The 20,692-nt window shown below is 66.9% G+C and carries 27 protein-coding genes; 11 read left to right on the forward strand and 16 right to left on the reverse strand.

Annotated features, from left to right (window positions below):
- Positions 1 to 85: 85 nt before the first annotated feature.
- On the reverse strand, positions 86 to 985 hold the full coding sequence (locus V9L21_RS17395; RefSeq protein ID WP_337313943.1) for a LytTR family DNA-binding domain-containing protein: 900 nt from the start codon (positions 983 to 985) through the stop codon (positions 86 to 88).
- A gap of 164 nt (positions 986 to 1,149) precedes the next feature.
- Here V9L21_RS17395 and V9L21_RS17400 point away from each other — a divergent pair, with 164 nt between their 5' ends.
- On the forward strand, positions 1,150 to 2,406 hold the full coding sequence (locus V9L21_RS17400) for an acyltransferase family protein (protein ID WP_337313944.1): 1,257 nt from the start codon (positions 1,150 to 1,152) through the stop codon (positions 2,404 to 2,406).
- Here the strand turns inward: V9L21_RS17400 and V9L21_RS17405 are convergent.
- A complete protein-coding gene (locus tag V9L21_RS17405; RefSeq protein WP_337313946.1) occupies positions 2,342 to 2,761 on the reverse strand; it encodes a PaaI family thioesterase in 420 nt (139 codons plus the stop codon). The two genes, V9L21_RS17400 and V9L21_RS17405, sit on opposite strands and share 65 nt — an antisense overlap.
- Positions 2,762 to 2,974: 213 nt before the next feature.
- Here V9L21_RS17405 and V9L21_RS17410 point away from each other — a divergent pair, with 213 nt between their 5' ends.
- Positions 2,975 to 4,627, forward strand: a complete 1,653-nt coding sequence (locus V9L21_RS17410; RefSeq protein WP_337313948.1) for a DUF4139 domain-containing protein — start codon at positions 2,975 to 2,977, stop codon at positions 4,625 to 4,627.
- Between the two features lie 16 nt (positions 4,628 to 4,643).
- Here the strand turns inward: V9L21_RS17410 and ylqF are convergent, their stop codons facing one another.
- Positions 4,644 to 5,615, reverse strand: coding sequence for a ribosome biogenesis GTPase YlqF (ylqF, locus tag V9L21_RS17415; protein ID WP_337313950.1), 972 nt, complete (start codon positions 5,613 to 5,615; stop codon positions 4,644 to 4,646).
- Positions 5,616 to 5,823: 208 nt separating this feature from the next.
- On the opposite strand from ylqF, the gene bamE reads away from it, so the two are divergent.
- The 3 genes from bamE to V9L21_RS17430 all read left to right on the forward strand — a co-directional run bounded on the left by bamE (position 5,824) and on the right by V9L21_RS17430 (position 7,461).
- Positions 5,824 to 6,432 carry an outer membrane protein assembly factor BamE domain-containing protein gene (bamE, locus tag V9L21_RS17420; protein WP_337313952.1) on the forward strand — a complete coding sequence of 203 codons (609 nt, stop codon included), beginning with the start codon at positions 5,824 to 5,826 and terminating at the stop codon, positions 6,430 to 6,432.
- A gap of 143 nt (positions 6,433 to 6,575) precedes the next feature.
- Positions 6,576 to 7,004 (forward strand): CBS domain-containing protein, encoded by a 429-nt coding sequence (locus tag V9L21_RS17425; RefSeq protein WP_126746152.1) that lies wholly within the window; start codon positions 6,576 to 6,578, stop codon positions 7,002 to 7,004.
- A gap of 97 nt (positions 7,005 to 7,101) precedes the next feature.
- A complete protein-coding gene (locus V9L21_RS17430; RefSeq protein ID WP_258501474.1) occupies positions 7,102 to 7,461 on the forward strand; it encodes an HPF/RaiA family ribosome-associated protein in 360 nt (119 codons plus the stop codon).
- Between the two features lie 19 nt (positions 7,462 to 7,480).
- Here the strand turns inward: V9L21_RS17430 and V9L21_RS17435 are convergent, their stop codons facing one another.
- The 6 genes from V9L21_RS17435 to V9L21_RS17460 form a co-directional block, all read right to left on the reverse strand.
- Entirely contained in the window at positions 7,481 to 7,936 is a 456-nt protein-coding gene (locus tag V9L21_RS17435; RefSeq protein ID WP_337313955.1) for a MerR family transcriptional regulator, read from the reverse strand.
- Positions 7,926 to 8,354 carry a nuclear transport factor 2 family protein gene (locus V9L21_RS17440; protein WP_337313957.1) on the reverse strand — a complete coding sequence of 143 codons (429 nt, stop codon included), beginning with the start codon at positions 8,352 to 8,354 and terminating at the stop codon, positions 7,926 to 7,928. Before V9L21_RS17440 ends, V9L21_RS17435 begins: the two co-directional genes overlap by 11 nt.
- A gap of 100 nt (positions 8,355 to 8,454) precedes the next feature.
- A complete protein-coding gene (locus V9L21_RS17445; protein WP_337313959.1) occupies positions 8,455 to 9,378 on the reverse strand; it encodes an SDR family NAD(P)-dependent oxidoreductase in 924 nt (307 codons plus the stop codon).
- A gap of 112 nt (positions 9,379 to 9,490) precedes the next feature.
- The gene (locus V9L21_RS17450) at positions 9,491 to 9,871 is read right to left on the reverse strand and encodes a response regulator transcription factor (RefSeq protein ID WP_337313961.1); all 381 of its coding nucleotides are present in this window, start codon (positions 9,869 to 9,871) and stop codon (positions 9,491 to 9,493) included.
- Between the two features lie 196 nt (positions 9,872 to 10,067).
- Positions 10,068 to 11,624, reverse strand: a complete 1,557-nt coding sequence (gshA, locus tag V9L21_RS17455; RefSeq protein WP_337313963.1) for a glutamate--cysteine ligase — start codon at positions 11,622 to 11,624, stop codon at positions 10,068 to 10,070.
- Between the two features lie 184 nt (positions 11,625 to 11,808).
- Complete coding sequence (locus V9L21_RS17460; RefSeq protein WP_337313965.1) at positions 11,809 to 12,474, reverse strand: alpha/beta hydrolase; 666 nt, start codon at positions 12,472 to 12,474, stop codon at positions 11,809 to 11,811.
- Between the two features lie 107 nt (positions 12,475 to 12,581).
- Between V9L21_RS17460 and V9L21_RS17465 the strand changes: the two genes are divergently transcribed.
- Entirely contained in the window at positions 12,582 to 13,049 is a 468-nt protein-coding gene (locus tag V9L21_RS17465) for a Fur family transcriptional regulator (protein WP_337313968.1), read from the forward strand.
- Between the two features lie 18 nt (positions 13,050 to 13,067).
- On the opposite strand, the gene zigA is transcribed toward V9L21_RS17465, so the two are convergent.
- The gene (gene zigA / locus V9L21_RS17470; RefSeq protein WP_337313970.1) at positions 13,068 to 14,261 is read right to left on the reverse strand and encodes a zinc metallochaperone GTPase ZigA; all 1,194 of its coding nucleotides are present in this window, start codon (positions 14,259 to 14,261) and stop codon (positions 13,068 to 13,070) included.
- Between the two features lie 111 nt (positions 14,262 to 14,372).
- Here zigA and V9L21_RS17475 point away from each other — a divergent pair, with 111 nt between their 5' ends.
- Positions 14,373 to 15,032 carry a glutathione S-transferase gene (locus V9L21_RS17475; protein WP_337313972.1) on the forward strand — a complete coding sequence of 220 codons (660 nt, stop codon included), beginning with the start codon at positions 14,373 to 14,375 and terminating at the stop codon, positions 15,030 to 15,032.
- On the opposite strand, the gene V9L21_RS17480 is transcribed toward V9L21_RS17475, so the two are convergent.
- The 3 genes from V9L21_RS17480 to V9L21_RS17490 form a co-directional block, all read right to left on the reverse strand.
- Entirely contained in the window at positions 15,033 to 15,830 is a 798-nt protein-coding gene (locus tag V9L21_RS17480; protein WP_337313974.1) for an enoyl-CoA hydratase/isomerase family protein, read from the reverse strand. It lies immediately after the preceding gene.
- Positions 15,831 to 15,889: 59 nt separating this feature from the next.
- Positions 15,890 to 16,312 carry a hypothetical protein gene (locus V9L21_RS17485; RefSeq protein WP_126746164.1) on the reverse strand — a complete coding sequence of 141 codons (423 nt, stop codon included), beginning with the start codon at positions 16,310 to 16,312 and terminating at the stop codon, positions 15,890 to 15,892.
- A gap of 127 nt (positions 16,313 to 16,439) precedes the next feature.
- Positions 16,440 to 16,712 (reverse strand): DUF2164 domain-containing protein, encoded by a 273-nt coding sequence (locus V9L21_RS17490; protein ID WP_126746165.1) that lies wholly within the window; start codon positions 16,710 to 16,712, stop codon positions 16,440 to 16,442.
- A 95-nt stretch (positions 16,713 to 16,807) separates the two neighbouring features.
- Between V9L21_RS17490 and V9L21_RS17495 the strand changes: the two genes are divergently transcribed.
- Positions 16,808 to 17,014, forward strand: a complete 207-nt coding sequence (locus tag V9L21_RS17495; RefSeq protein WP_126746166.1) for a hypothetical protein — start codon at positions 16,808 to 16,810, stop codon at positions 17,012 to 17,014.
- Between the two features lie 19 nt (positions 17,015 to 17,033).
- Here the strand turns inward: V9L21_RS17495 and V9L21_RS17500 are convergent, their stop codons facing one another.
- Positions 17,034 to 17,933 (reverse strand): DUF808 domain-containing protein, encoded by a 900-nt coding sequence (locus tag V9L21_RS17500; RefSeq protein ID WP_337313978.1) that lies wholly within the window; start codon positions 17,931 to 17,933, stop codon positions 17,034 to 17,036.
- An 85-nt stretch (positions 17,934 to 18,018) separates the two neighbouring features.
- Complete coding sequence (locus tag V9L21_RS17505) at positions 18,019 to 18,537, reverse strand: GNAT family N-acetyltransferase (protein WP_258501488.1); 519 nt, start codon at positions 18,535 to 18,537, stop codon at positions 18,019 to 18,021.
- Between the two features lie 93 nt (positions 18,538 to 18,630).
- Here V9L21_RS17505 and V9L21_RS17510 point away from each other — a divergent pair, with 93 nt between their 5' ends.
- Genes V9L21_RS17510 through V9L21_RS17520 form a run of 3 tightly spaced genes read left to right on the forward strand, consistent with a single transcriptional unit; the run spans position 18,631 to position 19,339 of the window.
- Positions 18,631 to 18,780, forward strand: a complete 150-nt coding sequence (locus V9L21_RS17510) for a hypothetical protein (RefSeq protein ID WP_164547877.1) — start codon at positions 18,631 to 18,633, stop codon at positions 18,778 to 18,780.
- Complete coding sequence (locus V9L21_RS17515; RefSeq protein WP_337313981.1) at positions 18,777 to 19,061, forward strand: VF530 family protein; 285 nt, start codon at positions 18,777 to 18,779, stop codon at positions 19,059 to 19,061. The genes V9L21_RS17510 and V9L21_RS17515 overlap by 4 nt, the downstream gene beginning before the upstream one ends.
- Positions 19,058 to 19,339 carry a 2Fe-2S iron-sulfur cluster-binding protein gene (locus tag V9L21_RS17520; RefSeq protein ID WP_337313984.1) on the forward strand — a complete coding sequence of 94 codons (282 nt, stop codon included), beginning with the start codon at positions 19,058 to 19,060 and terminating at the stop codon, positions 19,337 to 19,339. The genes V9L21_RS17515 and V9L21_RS17520 overlap by 4 nt, the downstream gene beginning before the upstream one ends.
- 13 nt (positions 19,340 to 19,352) lie before the next feature.
- Here the strand turns inward: V9L21_RS17520 and V9L21_RS17525 are convergent, their stop codons facing one another.
- Entirely contained in the window at positions 19,353 to 20,651 is a 1,299-nt protein-coding gene (locus tag V9L21_RS17525; protein WP_337313986.1) for an MFS transporter, read from the reverse strand.
- Between the last annotated feature and the right edge of the window lie 41 nt (positions 20,652 to 20,692).

Here is a 20,692-nt window from a genome sequence, read left to right on the forward strand (position 1 = left end):
TGCGCATCGCCGGGAAATGAGCGTTCTCAGTGCAGGCGCCGCACCGGAACAGGACGCGCGAAGAGGCGCCCCCTCGTCAGCTTCGTCAGCTCAGGCCCGCGCGCAGCGCATCGCGATAGCGCCGGCTGCACGGCACGGTGGAACCATCGTGCATGTGCAGCCGGGCGTCGCCGCCGTCGAGCGGCTCTATCTCCTTGATGCGCCCCAGGTTGACCGCGTGGCTGCGGTGCACGCGCACGAACCGGGCGGGGTCGAGCTGGGTCAAAAAGTCGGTGAGCGTGGCGCGCAGCAGGTAGTCGTGGCCGTTGACGTGCAGGCCGACATAGTTGCCTTCGGCCTGGAGCCAATCGATGTCGCCGGCGGCAATCAGGAATTCGCGCCGCAGCTTGCGCACCAGAAAGCGCTCGGGCCGCGAGGGCTGCGCAGGCGGCGCCGGTTGATGCACGTCAGGCTCGGCGGGCGCCGCCTCGGGCGGGTCGAGCACGCGCGCCTCGCCCTGCAGCCGCAGCATGAAGACGCCGTAGACCCAGATGCCGAACACCATCGACAGATAGGCGCGCACGTCCTTCAGGTATTCGTAGCCCCAGCGCCCGGTCCAGCTCGCGAAGTCGTAGCGCTCGCCCATGGCCGAATAGACCATGGCTCGCAGCGCGAACATCGCGGCCACGTGCACCAGGCTGAAGACAACGCTGGCGGCCAGGTGCCAGGCCAGGTAACGCAGCAGATGCGTGCGCGCGAGCGGCGACAGCCCGCGCTGGACGGCGACCACCGCCGGCACCATCGCCAGCAACACCAGGTGGCTGGACACCTCCCAGGTCACGATTTCCCAGGCGGCGCGCGGCACCGCTCGGTCGCGCGCATCGATCAGCGCCACGGTGGTGTTGAACACCGCCTGCAGCGCCATGAAGACGACCCAGAAGCCCACTTCCACCCAGCGGCGGATGGGCTCGTAGCGCTCGTACAGGTTCTTTCGGGAATCTCCCATGCCCGGGATTCTCGCGACGATCCGCGCGCCCGGCGGGCGAATTTCGTCCCTGATGGGCACCGCTCGTCACAAACAGGGGGCGATCCGTCCCTTGGGCGCGCCGCGGGCGGCGGCCGGGCACGACCATCGCGGCTTCTCGCAAGCGCTTTCAATGAGGAGCCCCGATGCCTGCATCTCCTGCATCTCCTGCATCCCCCGCCCCGCCCGACCGCCGGCACGACATCGATGCGCTGCGCGCACTGGCCTTTCTGCTCGTCATCCTGTACCACGTGGCGATGTACTACGTGGCCGACTGGCCCTGGCACCTGAAGAGCCCGCATGCGGCCGAATGGCTGCAGTGGCCGATGCGCGTGCTCAACCTCTGGCGCATGGACCTGGTGTTCCTGATCTCGGGCGTGTCGCTGGGTTTTTTGAGCCGCAATCAAGGCACCTGGCAGTTGCTGCGCAGCCGCGGCGCCCGGTTACTGCTGCCGCTGGTCTTCGGGATGGCGGTGATCGTGCCCTACCAGGCCTATGCCGAAGGCGTGGCCAACGGACTGGTGGCGCCGGGCTTTGGCGCCTTCTTGCTGCGCTACCTGCCCATGAACGACCCATGGCCGAAGCAGGCGTTCGCCGGCGCGGAGTTCGGCATTACCTGGAACCATCTTTGGTACCTGCCCTACCTGTTCACGTACACGGCGCTCATCGCGCTGACGCTGCCGGTGTGGCGCTCGCGCGCGGGCCAGTGGATGCGGCGCAGCTTCAACGCGCTGCGCGGCTGGAGGCTGCTGTGGCTGCCGGCGCTTCCGCTACTAGTCTGGACGATGCTGCTGGCCCGGCACTTTCCGCCGACGCACAACCTGGTTCGTGACTTCTACCTGCACAGCATCTTCTTCACCGTCTTTTTGTACGGCTACTGGATGGGCGCGGACACCGGCGTGTGGCGCGAGCTGGCGCGCTTGCGCCGCATGTCGCTTGCGCTGGCCGCGGCGGCGATTGCGGCGTTCATCGTGCTGCGGCTCGGCGCGAAGGGCCCGCCTTCGGGCGTGCTGATGGACACGCTGCGCATGCTCTACCTGTGGCTGGCGGTCGCCACCATCCTGGGCCACGGCCACCGCTACCTGAACAGGCCCTGGAGGTGGCTGCGCTGGGCCAACGAGTCGGTGTACCCGTGGTACGTGCTGCACCAGACGCTGATCATCGCGGGCATTGCGCTGCTGGCACCGCTCGCGCTGGGGCCGGTGCTGGAACCGATGTTGCTGGTTGTGCTCACCATCGCCGGCTGCTGGCTGCTCACCGACGGGATGATTCGCCGCTTCACCTGGCTGCGGCCGCTGTTCGGGCTCAAGCCCCGGCGCATCGGTGGCAAGACGGAAATCACTTCACCGGCAGAGCCCCTTCCACCGGAACCAGGATGGCGCTCCCGGTCGCCACGAGCTTGAGGCTGTCGCCCTCGCCCTGGCCATAGAGTTCGGCGGTGGTGAACACCTGCTTGCGGCCTGCCTTCACCACCCTGCCCCGCGCAATGAAGGCGCGGCCCAGCGCGGGCGAGAGGCAGTTCACCGAAAAGTGCGAGGCCAGCACCCGGCCCGCCACGGTGGACGCCGCAAAGCCGCAGGCCGTGTCGAGCATTGCGCCGATGAGCCCCGCATGCAGAAACCCGGAGTACTGGCCCATGTCCTCCTCGCGCCACTCCATGCGCAGTTCGGCTTCGCCCCCGGCGGCGCGGGTCACTTCGAAGCCTGCCCAGCGATTGAAGGCAGCGGTCTTGTTGATGGCCTGGATGGTGTCGAGCATGGCGGTCTTTCAAAAAGAAAGGATGGAGCGTCGAAGACGATGAAAGATACGGAGAGCCACTCTACGAAGCGGCTCCGCCGGGCGCCGTCACGCGGGCGACCCGCATGGGCGGGACAGTTGCCTTGGCGACATCGCACTTTTTTTCACCGGGCTTAACCCCGGTCGCCGAGCCCCGCCGTATGAGTGGAGGAACGATCCACTACCGAGGCTCCGATGAAAGCAATCTCTTCTTCCTCCTTCTTCTTCCGTGCCGACCTGCGCGCCACCGTCATTGCCGCAGCCTGCCTGGTGCTCGGCACCGGCGCGTATGCGCAGGCCGTGGCAACCGCGGCCGGCACGGATGCGTCGCGCATCACGCAAGTCAAGGTGTACCCCGGCAGCGCGACGGTGGAGCGCGTGGCGCGGGTCGCGGCCGGCAGCCGATCGGTCACCTTTGCTTGCCTGCCCGCCGGGCTTGACGTGCAGAGCCTGCAGGTGTCGGCTGGCGCTTCGGTGCGCCTGGGCGAAACCTCGGTGCTCAATGAGCCGCGCGAACTCTCGGCACGTTGCGCGACCAGCGCGCTCGACGGCCGCATTCGCGACCTGGAGGACCAGAAGGCTGCGCTGCAGGCCGAGAGCGATGCGCTCGGCCTGGTCACCGGCTATCTCAAGGGCCTTTCGGGCAGCGGTGAACCGGCCCAGGGCGCCCGCGCGCCGGTGGATGCACGCAACCTTGCCGCGATGACCGATGCGATGCGCCGCACCGGGCAGGAGTCGCTGCTGAAGCAGCACCAGATCCAGCGCAAGCAGACCGACATCGACCGCCAGCTCAACCCGCTCCTGGCAGAGCGCACGCGCACACAGGGCAACGGAACGCAGGTCGTGGCCGTGACCGTCACGCTGGCCGCCAGCGCCGACACCGACGTGAAGCTCAGCTACCAGGTCAATGGCCCGGGCTGGACGCCCACTTACCGCGCACTGCTCGACACCACCACACGCAAGGTGCGCATCGAGCGTCAGGCGCTGGTGGCGCAGGCCACGGGCGAAGACTGGCGCGGCGTGAAGCTGGTGCTTTCCACCGGCCAGCCGCGCCGCGAAACCACGGGCCGCACGCCTGGAGCGTGGCGCATCGGCATCGAGCAGCCGCAGCGCGCACCCGCAAGCCCGGCTGTCGCGATGATGGCTGCGCCGGCACCCGCTGCATCGCTCGACCGGAAGCGCGCCATGGCTGAAGCCGCGGAGCCGCTTTTCGACGTGGCCGTATTCGACAACAGCTTTTCCACCGAATTCGCGGTGCCGCAGAGCATCGACGTGCCGTCCAACGGCCAGCGCGTGACATTGGCGCTGGGCCAGCATGAAGACACGGCGAAGCTCGCGGCGCGCACCAGTCCGCGCGTGGACGCCAGCGCCTTCCTGGTCGCCGAACTCGCGCAGCCCTCGGGTGTATGGCCAGCCGGGGCGCTGCAGCTGTACCGCGATGGCAACTTCGTCGGCAGCGGCCGATGGAATACGCCCAGCGATGCAAAGCTCACGCTCTCCTTCGGCCGCGACGAACTCGTGCGCGTGCAGGCCGAGCCCGAGCAAGACAGCCAGGGCACCGGCGGCTTTGTCGGTTCGCGCGCCGAGCGCAAGGTACAACGCGCCTACGTGGTCGAGAACCGCCACCGCACGCCCATTGCGGTGCAGGTGCTCGAGGCCGCGCCGGTTTCCGTCGACGAGCAGGTGCGCGTGGCCGCGCAGTTCGCGCCGCAACCGGGCGAGATGGCCTGGAACAAGCAGCCGGGCCTCGCAATGTGGAGCTTCGACCTCGATGCCGGAAAGACCGCGCGCGTGGCGGCCGACTACACGATCAGCTACCCGAAGGACGCGCGCCTGCAGATGCGCTGAGCGGGCGCGGCCCTGTTCAGCCCGCCTCGGGCGCCTGGCCTTCCGAAGGCTCGGCGCCCGGCTTGCGCTTCTTGCCGCGTGCGGCTTTCTTGGCCGCACGTTCCGCATCGATGCGCTGGCCCTCTGCCAGCCACTGCAAGAACTCTTCAGGCGTCTCGAGCGTGATGCGCCCCAGGTTGCCGGCACGAAACTCGTGCATGACGATCTCCGCAGCCTTTTGCAGGTTGACGCGGCCCTTGCCCAGCAGCGCGCCGCGCTTGCGGCCGATGGCGTCGAGCAGCTCTTCGTCCTTCATGGCGGCAATGGCGGCGGCGTCGTGCTCCGCCAGCTTGAAGCGCGCGGTGATTCCCTCCGCATAGTTCGCCTTGAGGTAGCTGAGCAGCTCCAGCGCCACTTCTTCCTCGTCGAAGGCATTGCGGCCCACGGCCCCGCTGGCCGCCAGGTTGTAGCCGCTCTTGGGCACCACGATGCGCGGCCACAGCATGCCGGGCGTGTCCCACAGGTAGAAGTCGTCGGCCAGCGTGATGCGCTGCTCCAGCTTGGTAATGCCGGCCTCGTCGCCGGTCTTGGCCTTGCGGCTGCCGGTCAGCGTGTTGATGAGGGTCGACTTGCCCACGTTCGGAATGCCGCAGATCAGCACGCGCATCGGCTTGGCCATGCCGCCGCGGTTGGGCGAAAGCTCGTGGCAGGCACGCACGATGGCCTGTGCCGGCGTGGTCTGGCTCGCGTCGAGCGGAATGGCGCGCGTGGCCGGCAGCGCGTTGTAGTGCGCGAGCCATAGCGCCGTGCGCGCCGGGTCGGCCAGATCCTGCTTGTTGAGCACCTTCAGCGAGGGACGGCCGGCCGTGAGCTCGGCCAGCATCGGGTTGGCGCTGGAGCCGGGCAGCCGCGCGTCGAGCAGCTCGATGACCACGTCGATGTCCTTCACCCGCTCGGTGATGGCCTTCTGGGTCGTGTACATGTGCCCGGGGAACCACTGGATCGCCATCGATGGATGCTCTTTCTTTCGCTCTGTCTGGAAGGGGGCCGGCAAGAAGGCCGGGTGCGCATTGTCGACGGGGAACGTGCGGCAGATCACACCGCTACGTTTTCCATAGCTTCAGACGTCCATTTTGCCTGTGCTGCGGCGTGCCGCACCCCTAGAATCCGCGCGCTGCAGCCGCAGCCGCTTTCCAATAATCATTCGAGGGAAATCCATGTTCAAGCGCCTTGCCGCTGCCGCCCTGCTGGCAGCCACCGTTGGTTCCGCGACAGTCGCAACCGTTGCCCACGCCCAGCGCCCCACGCCGCCGCAGGGCCCGATGATCGACGGCTACCTGTGCTGCAACATGCGCACCTACGGCAACTCCATCAGCGACATCAACTACGACGAGCAAGGCACCAGCATCGTGGCCGTGGGCACGCCGGCCCGCATCACGGCCTACGACATGCGCTGGTTCAGCGCCGACCTGGCCGGCAAGCCGCAGCGCATCAAGAACGACTACAGCCGCAACATCACGCTGATCGACTTTGCCAAGCGTTACGTGGTGACCGAAGACCCCAAGCAGAAGATGGCGGCTTTTCCGCCCGCGATCCGCAATGCCATTCTTGCCGTGAAGGTGATGCCCGGCATGACGCGCGAGCAGGTGCTGATGGCCATCGGCTACCCCGTTGCGGCCGAGAACCCCAGCCTCGACGCACCCACGTGGCGCTACTGGCGCGACAGCTGGTCCGAGTACCAGGTCAACTTCGACGAGAAGGGCCTGGTCAAGTCGGTGATCGGCGACCCGGTGGCGCTCAGCCGCGTGTTGGCACCAACACCTTAGTTCGCGTTGGCGCGCGTCTCGGCGAGACACGTGCAATCCACTAGATGTTTTGCATTGCGGGGGGCTGTTCCGCCCCTATCATTTGACTGAACGCGGCGCATCGGCGCGTCGGTCGAATTGAAACTTTTGATGGAGTTACCGCGATGAAACCCGTCTCCGAACTGCTCAAGCGCCACGACTCCGCGGCATGGCGCACCTCGCCGGACGCCAGCGTGTTCGATGCGCTGGCCACCCTGGCGCATTTCGAAGTGGGCGCGCTCATGGTGATGGACGGCGAAAAGCTGGTGGGCTTTCTCTCCGAGCGCGACTACACCCGCAAGGTGGCGCTGCAGGGCAAGAACTCCAAGGAAATGAAGGTCTCGGAGATCATGACGCCCGACGTGATGACCGTGACCCCGCAAACCCGCACCCGCGCCTGCATGGCGCTCATGAGCCAGCGCAAGTTCCGCCACCTGCCGGTGGTCGACGGCGACAAGGTGGTCGGAATGATCTCCATCCAGGACCTGATGGACGACATCATTGCCGACCACGAAGTGACCATCGCGCAGCTCACGACCTATATCCAGAGTTGATCCCATGCCTGCCCCAAGGTGGGGAACACGCCTACGCGCACCGGGCCTGTTTAGGGCGCACAGTAGGGGCTCGTTCATCCATCAGCAGGAACACGGCATGCAGATTCAGGTCAACACGAGCAACGGTGTCAACAACAAGGACGCGCTGGAGCGCTGGGCCGATACGGAAATCAAGCAACAGCTGAACCGTTTTGTCGAAGACGTGACGCGCGTCGAAGTGCATCTGAGCGACGAAAATCACGACAAGGCCGGTGCGGGCAACAAGTGCTGCGTGATGGAAGCACGGCTTGCGCACCACCAGCCGCTGGCCGTGACGCAATACGCCACCACCCTGGACGAAGCCTTCAGGGGCGCGGCCGAAAAGCTCAAGCGCCTGCTCGACAACACGCTGGGCCGGCTGAACAACCACCGCGACCGCGACTCCATCCGCAAGGACGCGGGCTTTATCGCGGAGTAGCTTCGGCAAGCACCCGTGCTTACCGCCGGGTGCGGGGTTTCCGCACGGGTTGCTTGGGGCCGGGCGTCTCGATCGGAATCAACGGCGGGCGGTGGCCGGTCTGCATCCACTCGTCGTAGAAGTCGATCTTGCGGTCGACCAGCGACAAGGCGCGCTTCCACTCGGCAATGGTTTCGGTCACGCGCGCGCGGTGCGCAGCGAGCAGGTCGCGCCGCTGGGGGAGCGTGGTCTTGCCCTTCAGCGCGAGCGCGGTGTACTCCCGCATCTCGGCAATGGTCATGCCGGTGCGGCGCAGCCGGTCCATCAGGTCGAGCCAGCCCACGTGCAGCTCGCCGTACAGGCGCCGGCCGCCCTCGTCGCGTGAAACGCCCGGCACCAGGCCTTGCGCCTCGTACCAGCGAATAGCGTGCACCGTGCGGCCGGTGCGCGTGGCGAGTTCGCCGATGTGGAACGGGTTGCCGCTGTCAGCCGGCATGGGCGGCGGCGGGGGGCGCCTGCAGCGCCTCCTGCACGAGTGCGGTGTCGAAGTACTCGGTCAGCTCTTTCACCTTGCCTCCTTCGAGTCGATAGACGTAGCAATAGCGGTTGTTGTAGCGCTTGCCGGCCTTGGTGGGCACGTCGCCGCTGAACAGCACCACCACCCGGTCGTCTTCGGCAATGATGCGCTCGGTCTTGCTCCGGTAGGGGCCCGCGAACTGCGCGAACAGCGGCTTGATGAGCTCTTCGCGAATGGCCGCCTTGCCCGCATAGGTGCGCGACCAAGGCGTGGTGCCTTCCAGCGTCCAGGCGGCGTCGTCGGCCAGGCTGTCGATGAAGAGTTGGCCGTTGCCTTCGTCCAGCGCGGCATGGATGCGCTGCACCAGCGCCTTGTTGTCTGTCGTCGTCGTGTTCATGGCTGCATTTCCTCGTGGAATGAATGAACCGGAAGTCCCGGTAAATTCATTGGAAATGCTCGAGTGCACTCTAGGTCAAGCGCCGTGAACCGGTTCTGCGTCAGCCCTTGTTCGCGTTGGCCATGGCCTTGCCCACTTCGTTGCTGCCCTGGGCCGAACCGCTCTGGGGCACGATCTCGCCCTCGCGCGAGGTCACCTCGGCCAGCCGCGCAGCCAGTTGCTCGGGCGTGCCAGCGCCAATGCCCAGCCAGGCGCCCTGCGTGAGGGTGATGTGCGCGGCCTCGAAGGTGCCGGCGCCCGCGCAAAGAATGGTGCGGTTCGGTGCGTCGGCAGAGGCCAGCACCAGCATCGCGGGCACCACCGCCTCGGGCTTGAGGGCTTCGAGCACTTCCTTCGGCATCAGGCCCTCGGTCATCCGCGTGGCCGCGGTGGGCGCCAGGCAATTGACGCGGATGTCGTTCTTGGCGCCTTCGATGCTCAGCGTTTGCATGAGCCCCACCAGCGCGAGCTTGGCAGCACCGTAGTTGCTCTGGCCGAAGTTGCCGTAGAGCCCGGAAGACGAGGTGGTCATCACGATGCGGCCGTATTTCTGCTCGTTCATGAGCGCCCAGACGGCCTTGGTGCAGTTCACCGCGCCCATCAGGTGCACGTCGACCACCAGCTTGAAATCGGCAAGGTCCATCTTGGCAAAGCTCTTGTCGCGCAGGATGCCGGCGTTGTTGACCAGGATGTCGACCCGGCCCCAGGCATCGACGGCCTGCTGCACCATGGCCTGCACCGCGTCGAAGTCCGTCACCGAGGCGCCGTTGGCCATGGCCTCGCCGCCGGCGGCCTTGATTTCGTTGACCACGGCCTGCGCGGCGCTCACCGAACCGCCCGAGCCGTCGGCCGCGCCGCCCAGGTCGTTGACCACCACCTTGGCGCCGCGCGCAGCCAGGGCGAGCGCATGCTGCCGGCCCAGCCCGCCGCCCGCGCCGGTCACGATGGCCACTCGGCCCTTGAAGTCGATGGTGCTTTGGGTCATCTCTTGCTCTCTGCTTTCTTTGCTTGGGGTGGGTGTGCGTGTGGCCGCCGTGGGCAGCCGCGTGGCGTTTTACCCCAGAAAAGCACGCCGGCGCGAGCGGCCGCGTGCGCGCTCAGTCACGCGCGTGACGCAGCGTTTCGCAGTAGGCCACCAGCTGGTCGAGCTCGGCCGATTTGTCGAAGAAGGCATCGGCGCCCAGCTGGGCGGAGCGCTGGCGCATGTCGGAGGTGGCGTAGTTGCTCAGCACCACGACTTTCTGGCTGGCCATGCGGTCGCGGCAGGCCCTGACCACGCCCAGGCCGTTGCCGCGCTCCAGAAAAAGGTCGACGATGGTCAGGTCCCACTCGTCGCGATGCTGCCGCAGCCAGCGCACGGCCTCCTCCTCGCTGCTGGCGCAGGCGACCACGTCCGCGTCGGCCACGTCGTGCAGGAAGCCGACGAGGTTTTCACGGATGAGGGCGCTGTCCTCGACAAGATAGGCCTTGAAGCTCATGCCGGAATCTCCGGCCGAGCCACGGGCCGGAATACGAATCTGTTGCTTGCGGGGTGCATGCTGCCCATGGTCTCCGGCGCGTCGGCGCGCGCGGTGAGTCATGCAGGCCAATGCCTGTAGGCCATAGGCGCCCGCGCCTGTCGTCAGGCGGGCTGCACCTTGGTGAGACGCGTAGGACAGCCGGCCCGTCAGCCGGTCAGGCTGCGACAGCCATCCGTCCGCGGCCGAGCCCCAGGCGCGCCGGCGACACGTATTGCTCGCGGTAGATCTCGAACGGCATGGTGTCGGCGGCCTCGATGCGCTTTTGCTCCTGGATCGATTCCTCGGTCATGCGCTCGAACTCGGCCTGTTGCTCGGGCGGGAACGGCAGGGTCAGCAATGCGGCCCGGGTCTGCTCGGACTGCGCGCGAATAAAGCCGATGAACGAGTTGCCGTGGCGTTGCTCCACCGCCGCCAGGACGCGAGCCGAAGGAAGGCTGTCCGGGTTTTGCAGGGCGGCAAGCGCCGCTTGCACCGCGTCGGCATGCTGCGTGCCGCCGTTCGCGGCGTCGAGCGCGGCGGCAATGGGCAGGCACTGCTCCACCAGTTCGATGCCCCAGTCGGCCAGCGCCACCTCGCGCCCGCCCCGCAGCAGCTGCAGGCCGGGCTCGCGGCCACGCGCGGCGGTGAGGTGCTGGTTGTGGGCCAGCTCGGCAATTTCCTGCGGGGTGTCGGCCGGGCTGTCGCTCAGCAGGCACTGCAGCAGGAACACGTCGATGAAGCGCATCGTCTGCGCATTGATGCCCACCGGCTCGAAGGGGTCGAGGTCCATCAGCCGCACCTCGACGTATTCGACGCCGCGCTCGCGCAGCGCATGCAGCGGCCGTTCGCCGGGGTTGATCACGCGCTTGGGGCGGATGGTGCCGTAGAACTCGTTCTCGATCTGCAGCAGGCTGGTGGCAAGCTGGTTGTAGTCGCCGCCCAGGTTGCGGATGCCGATCGCTTCGTAGGCCGGCCAGGGGCGCGTGAGCGCGTCCTGCAGCGAGGCACCGTAGCCTTCGAGGCTGTTGTAGCTCACGGCCAGCGAGGCCTGCGCGTCGCTCTGGTAGCCGAGGCGGCCCATGCGCAGCGAGGTGCCGTGCGGCATGAACATGCTGCCGTCGCCCAGCGGCTGAAGCTCGTGCGGCCGGCCCGCGACAAAGCTAGAACACAGCGCCGGAGAAGCGCCGAACAGGTACAGCAGCAGGAAGGCGTGGCGCCGGAAATTGCGAATGAGCGCGAAATACTGTTCGCTGGACACATCGGGCAGCGACCAGTTGTAGTGAATGCCCGAAATGGTCTGCATGCGCCGCCCGTAGCGGTGGCTCAGGCCCATGCGGTAGACGCTCTTGGCGCGCCCCACGTTCGAGGAGCCATAGCGCCCGATGGGAATGGTTTCGTCGGTCGGCAGGCCGCAGGGCATGCTCGACACCCACAGGCGCTCGTCGCCGAGCGAGTCGAGCACGCGGTAGGTGAACTGGTGCACGCGGGTCAGCTCGTCGAGCGCCGACTGCACATTGGCGTGCACGCCGGTGATGAGCTCGAGCTGCGATTCGCTGAAGTCGGTGGTGATGTGCGGATGAGTGAGCGCCGAACCGAGCGCAACGGGATGCGGGGTGAGCGCGAGTTTGCCGTCCGGCAGGGCGCGCAGGCTTTCCTTTTCGATGCCGCGCCGCATCCCCTTCAACCTCGCGGTTGAGAGCGCACCCAACCTCTCCTGCAATCTGCTGCTCATATTGTTATACCCGTCAATCTTCTGAGGGGCTGGAAGGTAGCACGCCCGCGCGGGCACTGCTCGTGCAGGGAATCCCACCTTCCGCTATGCTGGCCGGCGCTATTGTTTTGGTAGCAAAGTTCATGGTGCTTGCGCTTTCAGGGTGGCCGGATGGGAAGGCTGGAGCCAGGCGCGAGCCGCCGCGCTATGCCGCCAGCACGCGCAGCAGGAACCGGTTCAGGTCGGCAATTTCGTCCATGCAGACCGAATGCGCCATCGTGTATTCATGCCACTCCACGGTGTAGCCCAGGGCGGTGAGTGCGTCGCGCGACTGCAGCGCCCTATCGAACGGCACCACCGGGTCCTGCCGGCCATGGGCCAGGAAAACCGGAGTTTCGTGATTGGCCGCGTGGCGCTCCGCCGCGGTGGTGGCTGCAATGGGCAGATAGCCTGAGAGGCCGACGATGCCGGCCAGCCGCTCGGTATGGCGCAGGCCCGTCATCAGCGCCATGGCGCAGCCTTGGGAGAACCCGGCCACCACGATGCGCTCGGCCTTGATACCGCGGGCTTTCTCGTCGGCAATGAGCGCCTCGATGGCGGCCTGCGAGCGGCGCAGGCCCGCCTCGTCCTCGCGTGCGGCCAGGTCGGCCACCGCAATGTCGTACCACGCCGGCATCTGGTAGCCGCCGTTGATGGTGACCGGGATCACCGGCGCATTCGGGAACACGAAGCGCACGGGGCCCACGCTCGACAGGTCGAGTTCGTTGGCAATCGGCACGAAGTCGTTTCCGTCGGCGCCAAGGCCGTGCATCACGATCACCGTGGCAGTGGGATGGGGAGCGGTTTCGATTTCGATCGGGGAGCGGGACATGGTCGGTAGAAGGTATTCAGAGACGCCAAAAACCAGACCTTAGCGCATTCGGGCCGGCTGGGGCGCGGTCTCACGGAATGCAACACAATGGCGGTTCACGCAAAACCATGAGCCCACACCCCAAGCCCTCCCCCGCCGCCGCAGCATCAGGCAGCGAAGCCCTGCTGCGCAGTAGCGGCCTGCGCGTGACACGCGCCGCGCAAACCGTGCTGGACCTGCTGGAGCACGCGCCGCAGCCGCTGACGCACGACGACGTGGTTGCCGCCTACACCGGCGCCACCGGAGCCCCGCCCGACCGCGTCACGATCTACCGCGTGCTCGACCGCCTGGTCGAAGCCGGCCTGTGCGACCGCCGCGTGGGTGCGGACCGCATCAACCGCTTTGCGCGCCACGTGGAAGCCGCTTCGGGCAACATCTTCGAATGCGACCAGTGCCACAAGGTGCTGGCGCTGCCTTCCGACCCCGAATTGCCCAAGGTAATGAGCCGGCTCGGCCGCGAGCTGCGCAAGCAAGGCATCGACACGCGGCACACCGCGCTCACGCTGCACGGCACCTGCGGAGATTGCAGGGGCTGAGCATCGCCGCAGGGGCGGCTACACGTTCCAGGACGGAAAAGGGTCCGGAAGGTTGGCCCACCACGAAGCACCGTAGCGCATTTCGCTTTCGGTCAGCAGGCAGGCATCGAGCCGCGCACGCAGGTCGGCTTCGTCCATTCCAATGCCGATCAGCACCAGCTCCTGCCGCGCGTCGCCGGTGGCAGGGTCCCAGTTCTTGCGGATGACCTGCAACGCTTCTTCCTCGGCAGGCCAATGCTCACGCGGCACGGCGGCCCACCACAAGCCGGCCACGCCGTAGCGGCAGGCGCCACCCGCCTGCGACCAGGAGCCCGCGCGCGTGGCCCGGCTTGCGAGCCAGAAGAACCCCTTGGAGCGCACCACGCCTTCCCACTCGCTTTGCACCAGGTCCCAGAAGCGCTGGGGATGAAACGGCAGCCGCGCGCGGTACACAAAACTGCGAATGCCGTAGGTGTCGCTCTCGGGCGGATGCTCGCCGCGCAGCTCGGCCAGCCAGCCGGGTGCCTGCTCGGCCTGCTCGAAATCGAACAGGCCCGTGTCCAGCACGCGGTCGAGCGCAACGCGGCCGAACTCCGAAGTCTCGATGCGCGCACGCGGGTTGAGGCTGCGCAGAATGGCCATTAGCCGGTCGCGCTCTTCCGCGGTGACGAGGTCGGTCTTGTTCACCACCAGCACGTCGCAGAACTCGATCTGCTCGATCAGCAGGTCGACCACGGTGCGCGTGTCTTCATCGCCGAGCGACTGGCCGCGCTGGCCGAGGCTGTCGAGCGAGCCGTAGTCGCGCAGGAAGTTGAAGGCGTCGACCACCGTCACCATGGTGTCCAGGCGCGCCACGTCGGCCAGGCTCTTGCCGTCTTCGTCGGCAAAGGTGAAGGTTTCGGCCACCGGCAGCGGCTCCGAGATGCCGGTCGACTCGATCACGAGCTGGTCGAAGCGCCCTTCCTTCGCGAGCCGGCCCACCTCGACGAGCAGGTCTTCGCGCAGCGTGCAGCAGATGCAGCCGTTGCTCATCTCGACCAGCTTCTCGTCGGTGCGCGAAAGCTGGGCGCCGCCGTTTCGCACCAGCGCCGCATCGATGTTGACCTCGCTCATGTCGTTCACGATGACCGCCACGCGCCGCCCCTCGCGGTTGTGCAGGATGTGATTGAGCAGCGTGGTCTTGCCGGCGCCGAGAAAGCCGGACAGCACGGTAACGGGAAGGCGTTGGTTCATGGGCGTGGCTTTATATGCAACAGAATTGCATTATATGAAGCAATGCAACCGTGTTGCATTTAACCCGTGCGGCAATTCTCCGCCCGGCCCCGGCATAGACTCTTGCGTCAGATGCAGCACCCGAGCCTCCCCGTTCTCTACAGCTTTCGCCGTTGCCCGTACGCAATGCGCGCCCGCCTGGCGCTGGCCGCCAGCGGCGAACCGTGCGAATTGCGCGAAGTGGTTTTGAAGAACAAGCCCGCCGAGATGCTGGTCGCGTCGCCCAAGGGCACCGTGCCCGTGCTGGTGCTGCCCGACGCTCCGGTGCTGGAGCAAAGCCTCGACATCATGCTGTGGGCCCTGCGCCGCAACGACCCGCTGCGCTGGCTAGAGCCCGAGGTGGGCACGCTCGACGACATGCTCGCGCTTATCGCTGCCTGCGACAACGACTTCAAGCCGCAGCTCGACCGCTACAAATACCCGGGGCGGTTCAGCGAATTGCCGGAGAACGCATGCGAAAGCGGTTCGCAGTTCCTGTTGCGGCTCGAGGCAATGCTTGCCGCGGGCTCGGGCCAGCTTTTCGGCACGCGGGCCACGGTGGCCGATGCCGCCGTCATGCCCTTCGTGCGGCAGTTCGCAATGGTCGATTCCGCATGGTTCGAAAGCCAGCCCTGGCCGCAGTTGCGCAGCTGGCTCGCGGGTTGGACCGCCTCGCAGCTGTTCGAGCGCGCGATGCAGAAGTACGAGCCGTGGGTATCGGGCTCGGCCGGCGTCGCCTACCCTCCGGCCTGATCAGCCGAAGTTCGGCGCCCGCCGTTCGCGCAGCGACGCCACGCCCTCGCGCACGTCGGCGCCGGCAAAGCCCATGAATTCGAGCGCCAGCGACGCGTCGAAGGTGGGCCCGGCCTGTCGCAGCCAGTTGTTGAGCGCGTACTTGGTGAGGCGAATCGCGCTCTGGCTGCCGGCCGCCAGCCGGTCGGCCACTTCATAGGCGCGCGGCAGCAGGTCGGCCTCGTCCACCGCGAGCGACACCAGGCCGATGCGCTCGGCCTCTTCGCCGCTCACCGGCTCGCACAGCAGCAGGTGGTACTTGGCCTTGGCCATGCCGCACAGGAGCGGCCAGACGATGGCGGCGTGGTCGCCCGCCGCCACGCCCAGGCGCGTGTGGCCGTCGACGATCTTCGCGCCCTTGCTCGCAATGGAAATATCGGCCAGCAGCCCCGCCACCAGCCCGGCGCCCACGGCCGGGCCGTGCATGGCGCTGACGATCGGCTTGTCGCAGTTGATGATGTTGTAGACGAGGTCGCGCGCCTCTTTCCATACGCGCTGGCGCACGGCGTCGTCGGTGGTCATGTCCTGCACCATGGCCAGGTCGCCGCCGCCGGAAAAACCCAGCCCTTCGCCCCGCAGCACCGCGCAGCGCACCGTGTCATCGGCCGCCACGTCGCGCCAGATTTCCGCGAGCTCCCGGTGGCCGTCATGGCCGGCTGTCGGCAGCTTGCCGTTGGCCGCTCGCATCTGGATGTCGAGCACCGCATCGTTGATGCCGCGGCGCGTGATGGCAAGGGTCTGGTAGCGGGTGTAGTCCATGCGTGTCTCCGCCCCGCATGGCGTGCGGGGTTTTCTTTTTTCGTCGAAAGACGGGAACGCTATTTTCGCGCGGCAAGCTCGCGGCAGCGCTGCACGTTGGCTTCGAAGCGCGGTGCGAGTCCGGGCTCGCACACATCGCCCGAGGGGTTGAGCTTGCACATGCCGACCACCGCGTAGTCCATCACGGCCTCGGTGCACATCGGGTACTTCGCCAGGTCGGGGTTGGCCTGCGCCTTGAAGCCCCAGCGCTCGGAGAACTGCACCACGCGGGCGGTGGCGCCGTGGAAGAAGCTGCGGTCGCGGGCCGCGATTGCGGCCTCCATGCGGGGCAGTTCCTCGTTGAGATAGCCCACGGCTTCCAGCGGGAAACCCGAAGGATCGGGCTGTGCGGCGGCAAGGGTGGCGGCCAGCGCAAGCGGCACGGCGGCGAAGCTGCGCAGCAGCGAAAACCTGGAGAAGATGGGCGCGCGGTTGTATTGCATGGGTTCCCATTTTGCAGCGGCGGCGTAACCATGTGTATGTTCATGGAAAGCCGGCCCCCTGCGGGCCGCGACCGCGTCTCCCCTGCACAACGCCTGCCCGCGCATTCGCTCGCTCCAGGCGCCCGGGTCACTTGCCCTTTTTCTGCCGGTCGAACTTGCGCCAGTACTGGAACTCGTCTTCGTGCACTTCGAGGTCGACCTCCGAGATGCGGGCCTGCAGGCGCTCCTGCACGTCGGCCACCGCCTTGTTATAGACGATGGGCCCGACCTCCTCGAGAAAGAAACCGAGCAGCGCGCCGGCGGCAATGTTGCCGATCGGCTCTTCCATGTTCTCGCGGAAGTAGCGCTCGATCGACGCGATGGCTTGCTGCCGTGCTTCCTTGGCGATCTCGATGGTCATGCGGTTCCTTGGGGGTTTTGCCGTTCGATTCTGCAGCGCATTCGTCTTGCGACAATGGCGCACCTGCCGACCTTCACCAGCGACTCCACGACACCATGGCTTCAAGACAACTCCGCACGCTCGAACGCGGCATTCTTTGCGTACTGATCGGCGCCGCCGTGCTGCTGGGGCCGCGCTTCCTGCAAGGCACGCGCTGGTTCGAGATGGTGGCGGGCGCGTCGGTGGTCGGCTGGTTCGCCCTTGCACTGGGCGTGGCGCTGATCGTGGTCGACCTGGTGCAGCGCGCCAAGGCGCGGCGTTAGTAAAAATGCCGCGCCGCGTTCAGCGGCGGAGCTTCTTGACGAGCTCGACCACCGCAAGCACCACGGCACCTGCAACAAGGCCGACACCCGCGTTCACGCCCATCGATCCGAGTGCACCGAACACACCGCCGGTGGCTTCGGCCCAGTGTTCGACCGCGTGGCCGAACGCGGGAACGCCGTGCACCAGGATGCCGCCGCCCACGAGGAACATGGCGGCGGTGCCCGCAATCGACAGCCCCTTCATGAGCCAGGGCGCCGCCGCCAGAATGCCGCGGCCCAAAGCCTGCGCGGCCTTGCTGGCCTGCTGGCTCAGGTAGAGGCCCGCGTCGTCGAGCTTGACGATGCCGGCCACCAAGCCGTAGACGCCAACCGTCATGATGAGCGCAATGCCCGCGAGCACGGTGAACTGCGTGACGAAGGGCTGGCCCTGAACGGTGCCCAGCGTGATGGCGATGATTTCCGCCGAGAGGATGAAGTCGGTGCGCACCGCGCCCTTGATCTTGTCCTTCTCGACGGCAACCACGTCGATGGTCTCGTCGGCCACCGCCCGCTCATGGCGCGCGGTGTCGGCCTCATGCTCCTTCTTGTGTAGGAACTTGTGGGCCAGCTTCTCGCAGCCTTCGAAGCACAGGAACGCACCGCCGATCATCAGCAGCGGCGTGACCAGCCAGGGCAGCCAGGTGCCGATGGCCAGTGCCGCGGGCACCAGGATGAGCTTGTTGACGAACGAGCCCTTGCACACCGCCCAGACCACGGGCAGCTCGCGGTCGGCCTTGACGCCCGAAACCTGCTGCGCATTGAGCGCGAGGTCGTCGCCCAGAACGCCGGCCGTTTTCTTGGCGGCTACCTTGGTGAGGATCGAGACGTCGTCCAGAACGGTGGCGATGTCGTCGAGCAGCAGAAGCAGGCTGGTGGCCATGGCAATGGTCGGTGTAAAAAAAGAATCGGCGAGCTTAGCCGCAACCGCGATCCACGCCGGCAAATACCCGTACGCGGCAGGCGCGTCAGACGACGTTGCGCTTGAGGCGGATTTCTTCGACGCGCACAGTACCGAGCGCCGTGGTCTTGGCGGTCTTCATTTCGCGCTTGAAACCGGCGAGTTCGAAAAAGCGCATGGCGCGGTCGTTGCGAATCGGCACCCACGCGGTCACGGTGGTGCAGCCTTCTTCTTCAAGGCCCTCGCGGGCGGCGTCCCAAAGCGCCACGCCGAGGCCCTTGCCCCAATGCTCGGGCTTGACATAAAGGGCCCAGATTTCGCCCGCGGTGGAAGGCGTCTTGGGATCGCGCGAGCGGTCGAAACCGACGAAGCCGACGATCTCGCCGCCCAGCACCGCCACCTGCACCTGCGGCTCGCTGAACTCGATGGCTTCGCGCCACTTGGCCTCGCGGGTGGCGGGGGCCAGCGTGCGCAGCTCTTCCTCGGGCAGGATGCCCTGGTAGGCAGCCTGGGCGGCCAGGGTGTGGACTTCGGCGACGGCCTTGGCGTCGCGCATCGTGGCGGGGCGAACTTCGTAATCTGACATGAATGCGGAAAATCAAATGGAACCGCGTATTGTCGCCGCACCGCTAAACTGCTTGTTGCAAACGCACCAGACACACATCAACAGGAGGTAGATATGGCCAAGGGTCAACAACGCGCGAACAAGGAAGCCAAGAAACCGAAGAAGGACACTTCGCCGCCCAAGCCCGCGGGCACCGGCGGCATCGAGCCGGTCCGCACGATCACCACCGCGGTCATTCCGCGCGGCAAGCTCAAGAACAAGTGACCGACGAATCGCCAGCGCCCGCCAAGCCGGCCCAGCCGCGGAACCCGTTGCACGGGCTCACGCTGGAAGCCATCGTCACGGCGCTGGCCGACTATTACGGCTGGGAACAGCTCGGCCAGCTCGTTCCCATCCGCTGCTTCACCTTCGAGCCGAGCGTGGGCTCCAGCCTCAAGTTCCTGCGCAAGACGCCGTGGGCGCGCGAGAAGGTCGAAAGCCTTTATCTTTTCATGCTGCGCGAACAGCGCCGCGAGCAGCAACAACAGCAATCCCCGCAGCGATGAGGGTTCGGCTCGAACCGTCGGGCCTTGGTTTCGAGGCCGAGGCCGGCACCACGCTCCTGAAGTCGGCCGAGTCGGCCGGTATCGAAATGCCGAGCTCCTGCCGAAACGGCACCTGCCGCACCTGCATCTGCCAGCTGCTGTCGGGCTCGATACGCCACACCGTCGAATGGCCCGGCCTGAGCGCCGAGGAAAAAGCCGAGGGCTGGATATTGCCCTGCGTGGCCGAGGCGCGAAGCGATCTTGCAATCGATGCGCCGAAGGCGTTTTCGGTCTTCTGAGACCGGGCCCTCGTCAGGTCTGCTTGACTGTCTGGGCCGGCATCGCGACCACCATCCGGTCGCGCTGCGCGAGCGATGGAAACAGCTTGAACCAGCCCAGCGCCACCATCATGGTTCCCACGCCGCCCAGCACCACCGAGCCCACCGGCCCCAGCAGCGCCGCGGTGGCGCCCGATTCGAACTCGCCCAGCTGGTTGCTGGCCCCGATGAAGATCGAATTGACCGCGCTCACCCGGCCGCGCATGGCGTCGGGCGTTTCAAGCTGCACGAGCGTCTGCCGGATCACCACGTTGACCATGTCGGCCCCGCCGGACACCGCCAGCGCAATCAGCGAAACGACGAAGCTGCGCGAAATGCCGAACACCACCATGCACAGCCCGAAGAGCCCGACGGCGATCAGCAATGTCCGGCCGATGTGGCGCTCGATGGGCCGCCGCGTGAGCGCAATCGACATCACGAGCGCACCCGCGGCGGGCGCGCTGCGCAGCAGCCCGAGGCCCCATGGCCCGGTGTGCAGGATGTCCTTGGCGTAGATGGGCAGCAGCGCCACGGCGCCGCCCAGCAGCACCGCGAAAAGATCGAGCGACACGGCGCCGAGCACGGGCTTGCGCTTCCAGATGAAATTGACCCCCGCAAACACCGTGGCCAGCGTGACCGGCTCGCGCGCTGCCGGCGTATGGGCATAGCGCAGCCGCAGCACCAGCACGCAGGCAATGGCAAAGCACAGCACGCTCGCGCCATACACCACCGCCATGCCCGCCACGAAAAGCAGGCCGCCGAGCGCCGGCCCGCCGATGATCGCGCCCTGCATGCCGGCCGAGCTGAAAGCCATGGCGCGCGGCAGCATGGTGGGCGGCACCAGGAGCGGCGTCAGCGCCTGCTGGGCCGGCATCTGGAAGGCGCGCACCGCGCCGAGCACTAGCGACAAGCCCAGCAGCAGGCCGCGCGTATCGAAGCGCTGCGCCACCGCGAGCAGCAGCACCAGCGCCACCACCCCCTGCACCGCAAAGCAGGCCGCCACGATGCGGCCGCGATGGCGGCGGTCGACCACGTGGCCGGCCAGCAGCGCCAGCAGCAATGCGGGAACGAACTGGTAGAGGCCGACGAGGCCGAGATCCCAGGCGCTGCTGGTGAGCTCGTACATGTGCCAGCCGACGGCCACCAGCAGCATCTGCGACGCCGCGGTGCCGAAAAGCCGCGCCACCCACAACTGCATGAACGGACGCTCGCGCCTGAGTTGGGAAAAGCTCGGTGGCGCGGGAACAGCGGCGGAAATCGGGGAAGGAGAGGCAGGAGAAGCGGGGCCGGACATTCGTTCGAGGATAGCCGAGGCTTCATGAGCCTCGCATGAGG

It is taken from the genome of Variovorax sp. CCNWLW235, from assembly GCF_037204085.1.
Taxonomy (GTDB): Bacteria; Pseudomonadota; Gammaproteobacteria; order Burkholderiales; family Burkholderiaceae_C; genus Variovorax.

Bases quoted from the DNA above. Each gene is read 5' to 3' on its own strand.
- gshA (WP_337313963.1), bottom strand. From the start codon at position 11,624: ATGAGCAGCAGATTGCAGGAGAGGTTGGGTGCGCTCTCAACCGCGAGG.
- V9L21_RS17395 (WP_337313943.1), bottom strand. From the start codon at position 985: ATGGGAGATTCCCGAAAGAACCTGTACGAGCGCTACGAGCCCATCCGC.
- V9L21_RS17485 (WP_126746164.1), bottom strand. From the start codon at position 16,312: ATGCAATACAACCGCGCGCCCATCTTCTCCAGGTTTTCGCTGCTGCGC.
- V9L21_RS17510 (WP_164547877.1), top strand. From the start codon at position 18,631: ATGGCCAAGGGTCAACAACGCGCGAACAAGGAAGCCAAGAAACCGAAG.
- V9L21_RS17400 (WP_337313944.1), top strand. From the start codon at position 1,150: ATGCCTGCATCTCCTGCATCTCCTGCATCCCCCGCCCCGCCCGACCGC.
- bamE (WP_337313952.1), top strand. From the start codon at position 5,824: ATGTTCAAGCGCCTTGCCGCTGCCGCCCTGCTGGCAGCCACCGTTGGT.
- V9L21_RS17410 (WP_337313948.1), top strand. From the start codon at position 2,975: ATGAAAGCAATCTCTTCTTCCTCCTTCTTCTTCCGTGCCGACCTGCGC.
- V9L21_RS17435 (WP_337313955.1), bottom strand. From the start codon at position 7,936: ATGCCGGCTGACAGCGGCAACCCGTTCCACATCGGCGAACTCGCCACG.
- V9L21_RS17495 (WP_126746166.1), top strand. From the start codon at position 16,808: ATGGCTTCAAGACAACTCCGCACGCTCGAACGCGGCATTCTTTGCGTA.
- V9L21_RS17405 (WP_337313946.1), bottom strand. From the start codon at position 2,761: ATGCTCGACACCATCCAGGCCATCAACAAGACCGCTGCCTTCAATCGC.
- V9L21_RS17430 (WP_258501474.1), top strand. From the start codon at position 7,102: ATGCAGATTCAGGTCAACACGAGCAACGGTGTCAACAACAAGGACGCG.
- V9L21_RS17465 (WP_337313968.1), top strand. From the start codon at position 12,582: ATGAGCCCACACCCCAAGCCCTCCCCCGCCGCCGCAGCATCAGGCAGC.
- V9L21_RS17475 (WP_337313972.1), top strand. From the start codon at position 14,373: ATGCAGCACCCGAGCCTCCCCGTTCTCTACAGCTTTCGCCGTTGCCCG.
- V9L21_RS17490 (WP_126746165.1), bottom strand. From the start codon at position 16,712: ATGACCATCGAGATCGCCAAGGAAGCACGGCAGCAAGCCATCGCGTCG.
- V9L21_RS17460 (WP_337313965.1), bottom strand. From the start codon at position 12,474: ATGTCCCGCTCCCCGATCGAAATCGAAACCGCTCCCCATCCCACTGCC.
- V9L21_RS17450 (WP_337313961.1), bottom strand. From the start codon at position 9,871: ATGAGCTTCAAGGCCTATCTTGTCGAGGACAGCGCCCTCATCCGTGAA.
- V9L21_RS17480 (WP_337313974.1), bottom strand. From the start codon at position 15,830: ATGGACTACACCCGCTACCAGACCCTTGCCATCACGCGCCGCGGCATC.
- V9L21_RS17500 (WP_337313978.1), bottom strand. From the start codon at position 17,933: ATGGCCACCAGCCTGCTTCTGCTGCTCGACGACATCGCCACCGTTCTG.
- zigA (WP_337313970.1), bottom strand. From the start codon at position 14,261: ATGAACCAACGCCTTCCCGTTACCGTGCTGTCCGGCTTTCTCGGCGCC.
- V9L21_RS17440 (WP_337313957.1), bottom strand. From the start codon at position 8,354: ATGAACACGACGACGACAGACAACAAGGCGCTGGTGCAGCGCATCCAT.
- V9L21_RS17425 (WP_126746152.1), top strand. From the start codon at position 6,576: ATGAAACCCGTCTCCGAACTGCTCAAGCGCCACGACTCCGCGGCATGG.
- V9L21_RS17445 (WP_337313959.1), bottom strand. From the start codon at position 9,378: ATGACCCAAAGCACCATCGACTTCAAGGGCCGAGTGGCCATCGTGACC.
- ylqF (WP_337313950.1), bottom strand. From the start codon at position 5,615: ATGGCGATCCAGTGGTTCCCCGGGCACATGTACACGACCCAGAAGGCC.
- V9L21_RS17525 (WP_337313986.1), bottom strand. From the start codon at position 20,651: ATGTCCGGCCCCGCTTCTCCTGCCTCTCCTTCCCCGATTTCCGCCGCT.
- V9L21_RS17505 (WP_258501488.1), bottom strand. From the start codon at position 18,537: ATGTCAGATTACGAAGTTCGCCCCGCCACGATGCGCGACGCCAAGGCC.
- V9L21_RS17520 (WP_337313984.1), top strand. From the start codon at position 19,058: ATGAGGGTTCGGCTCGAACCGTCGGGCCTTGGTTTCGAGGCCGAGGCC.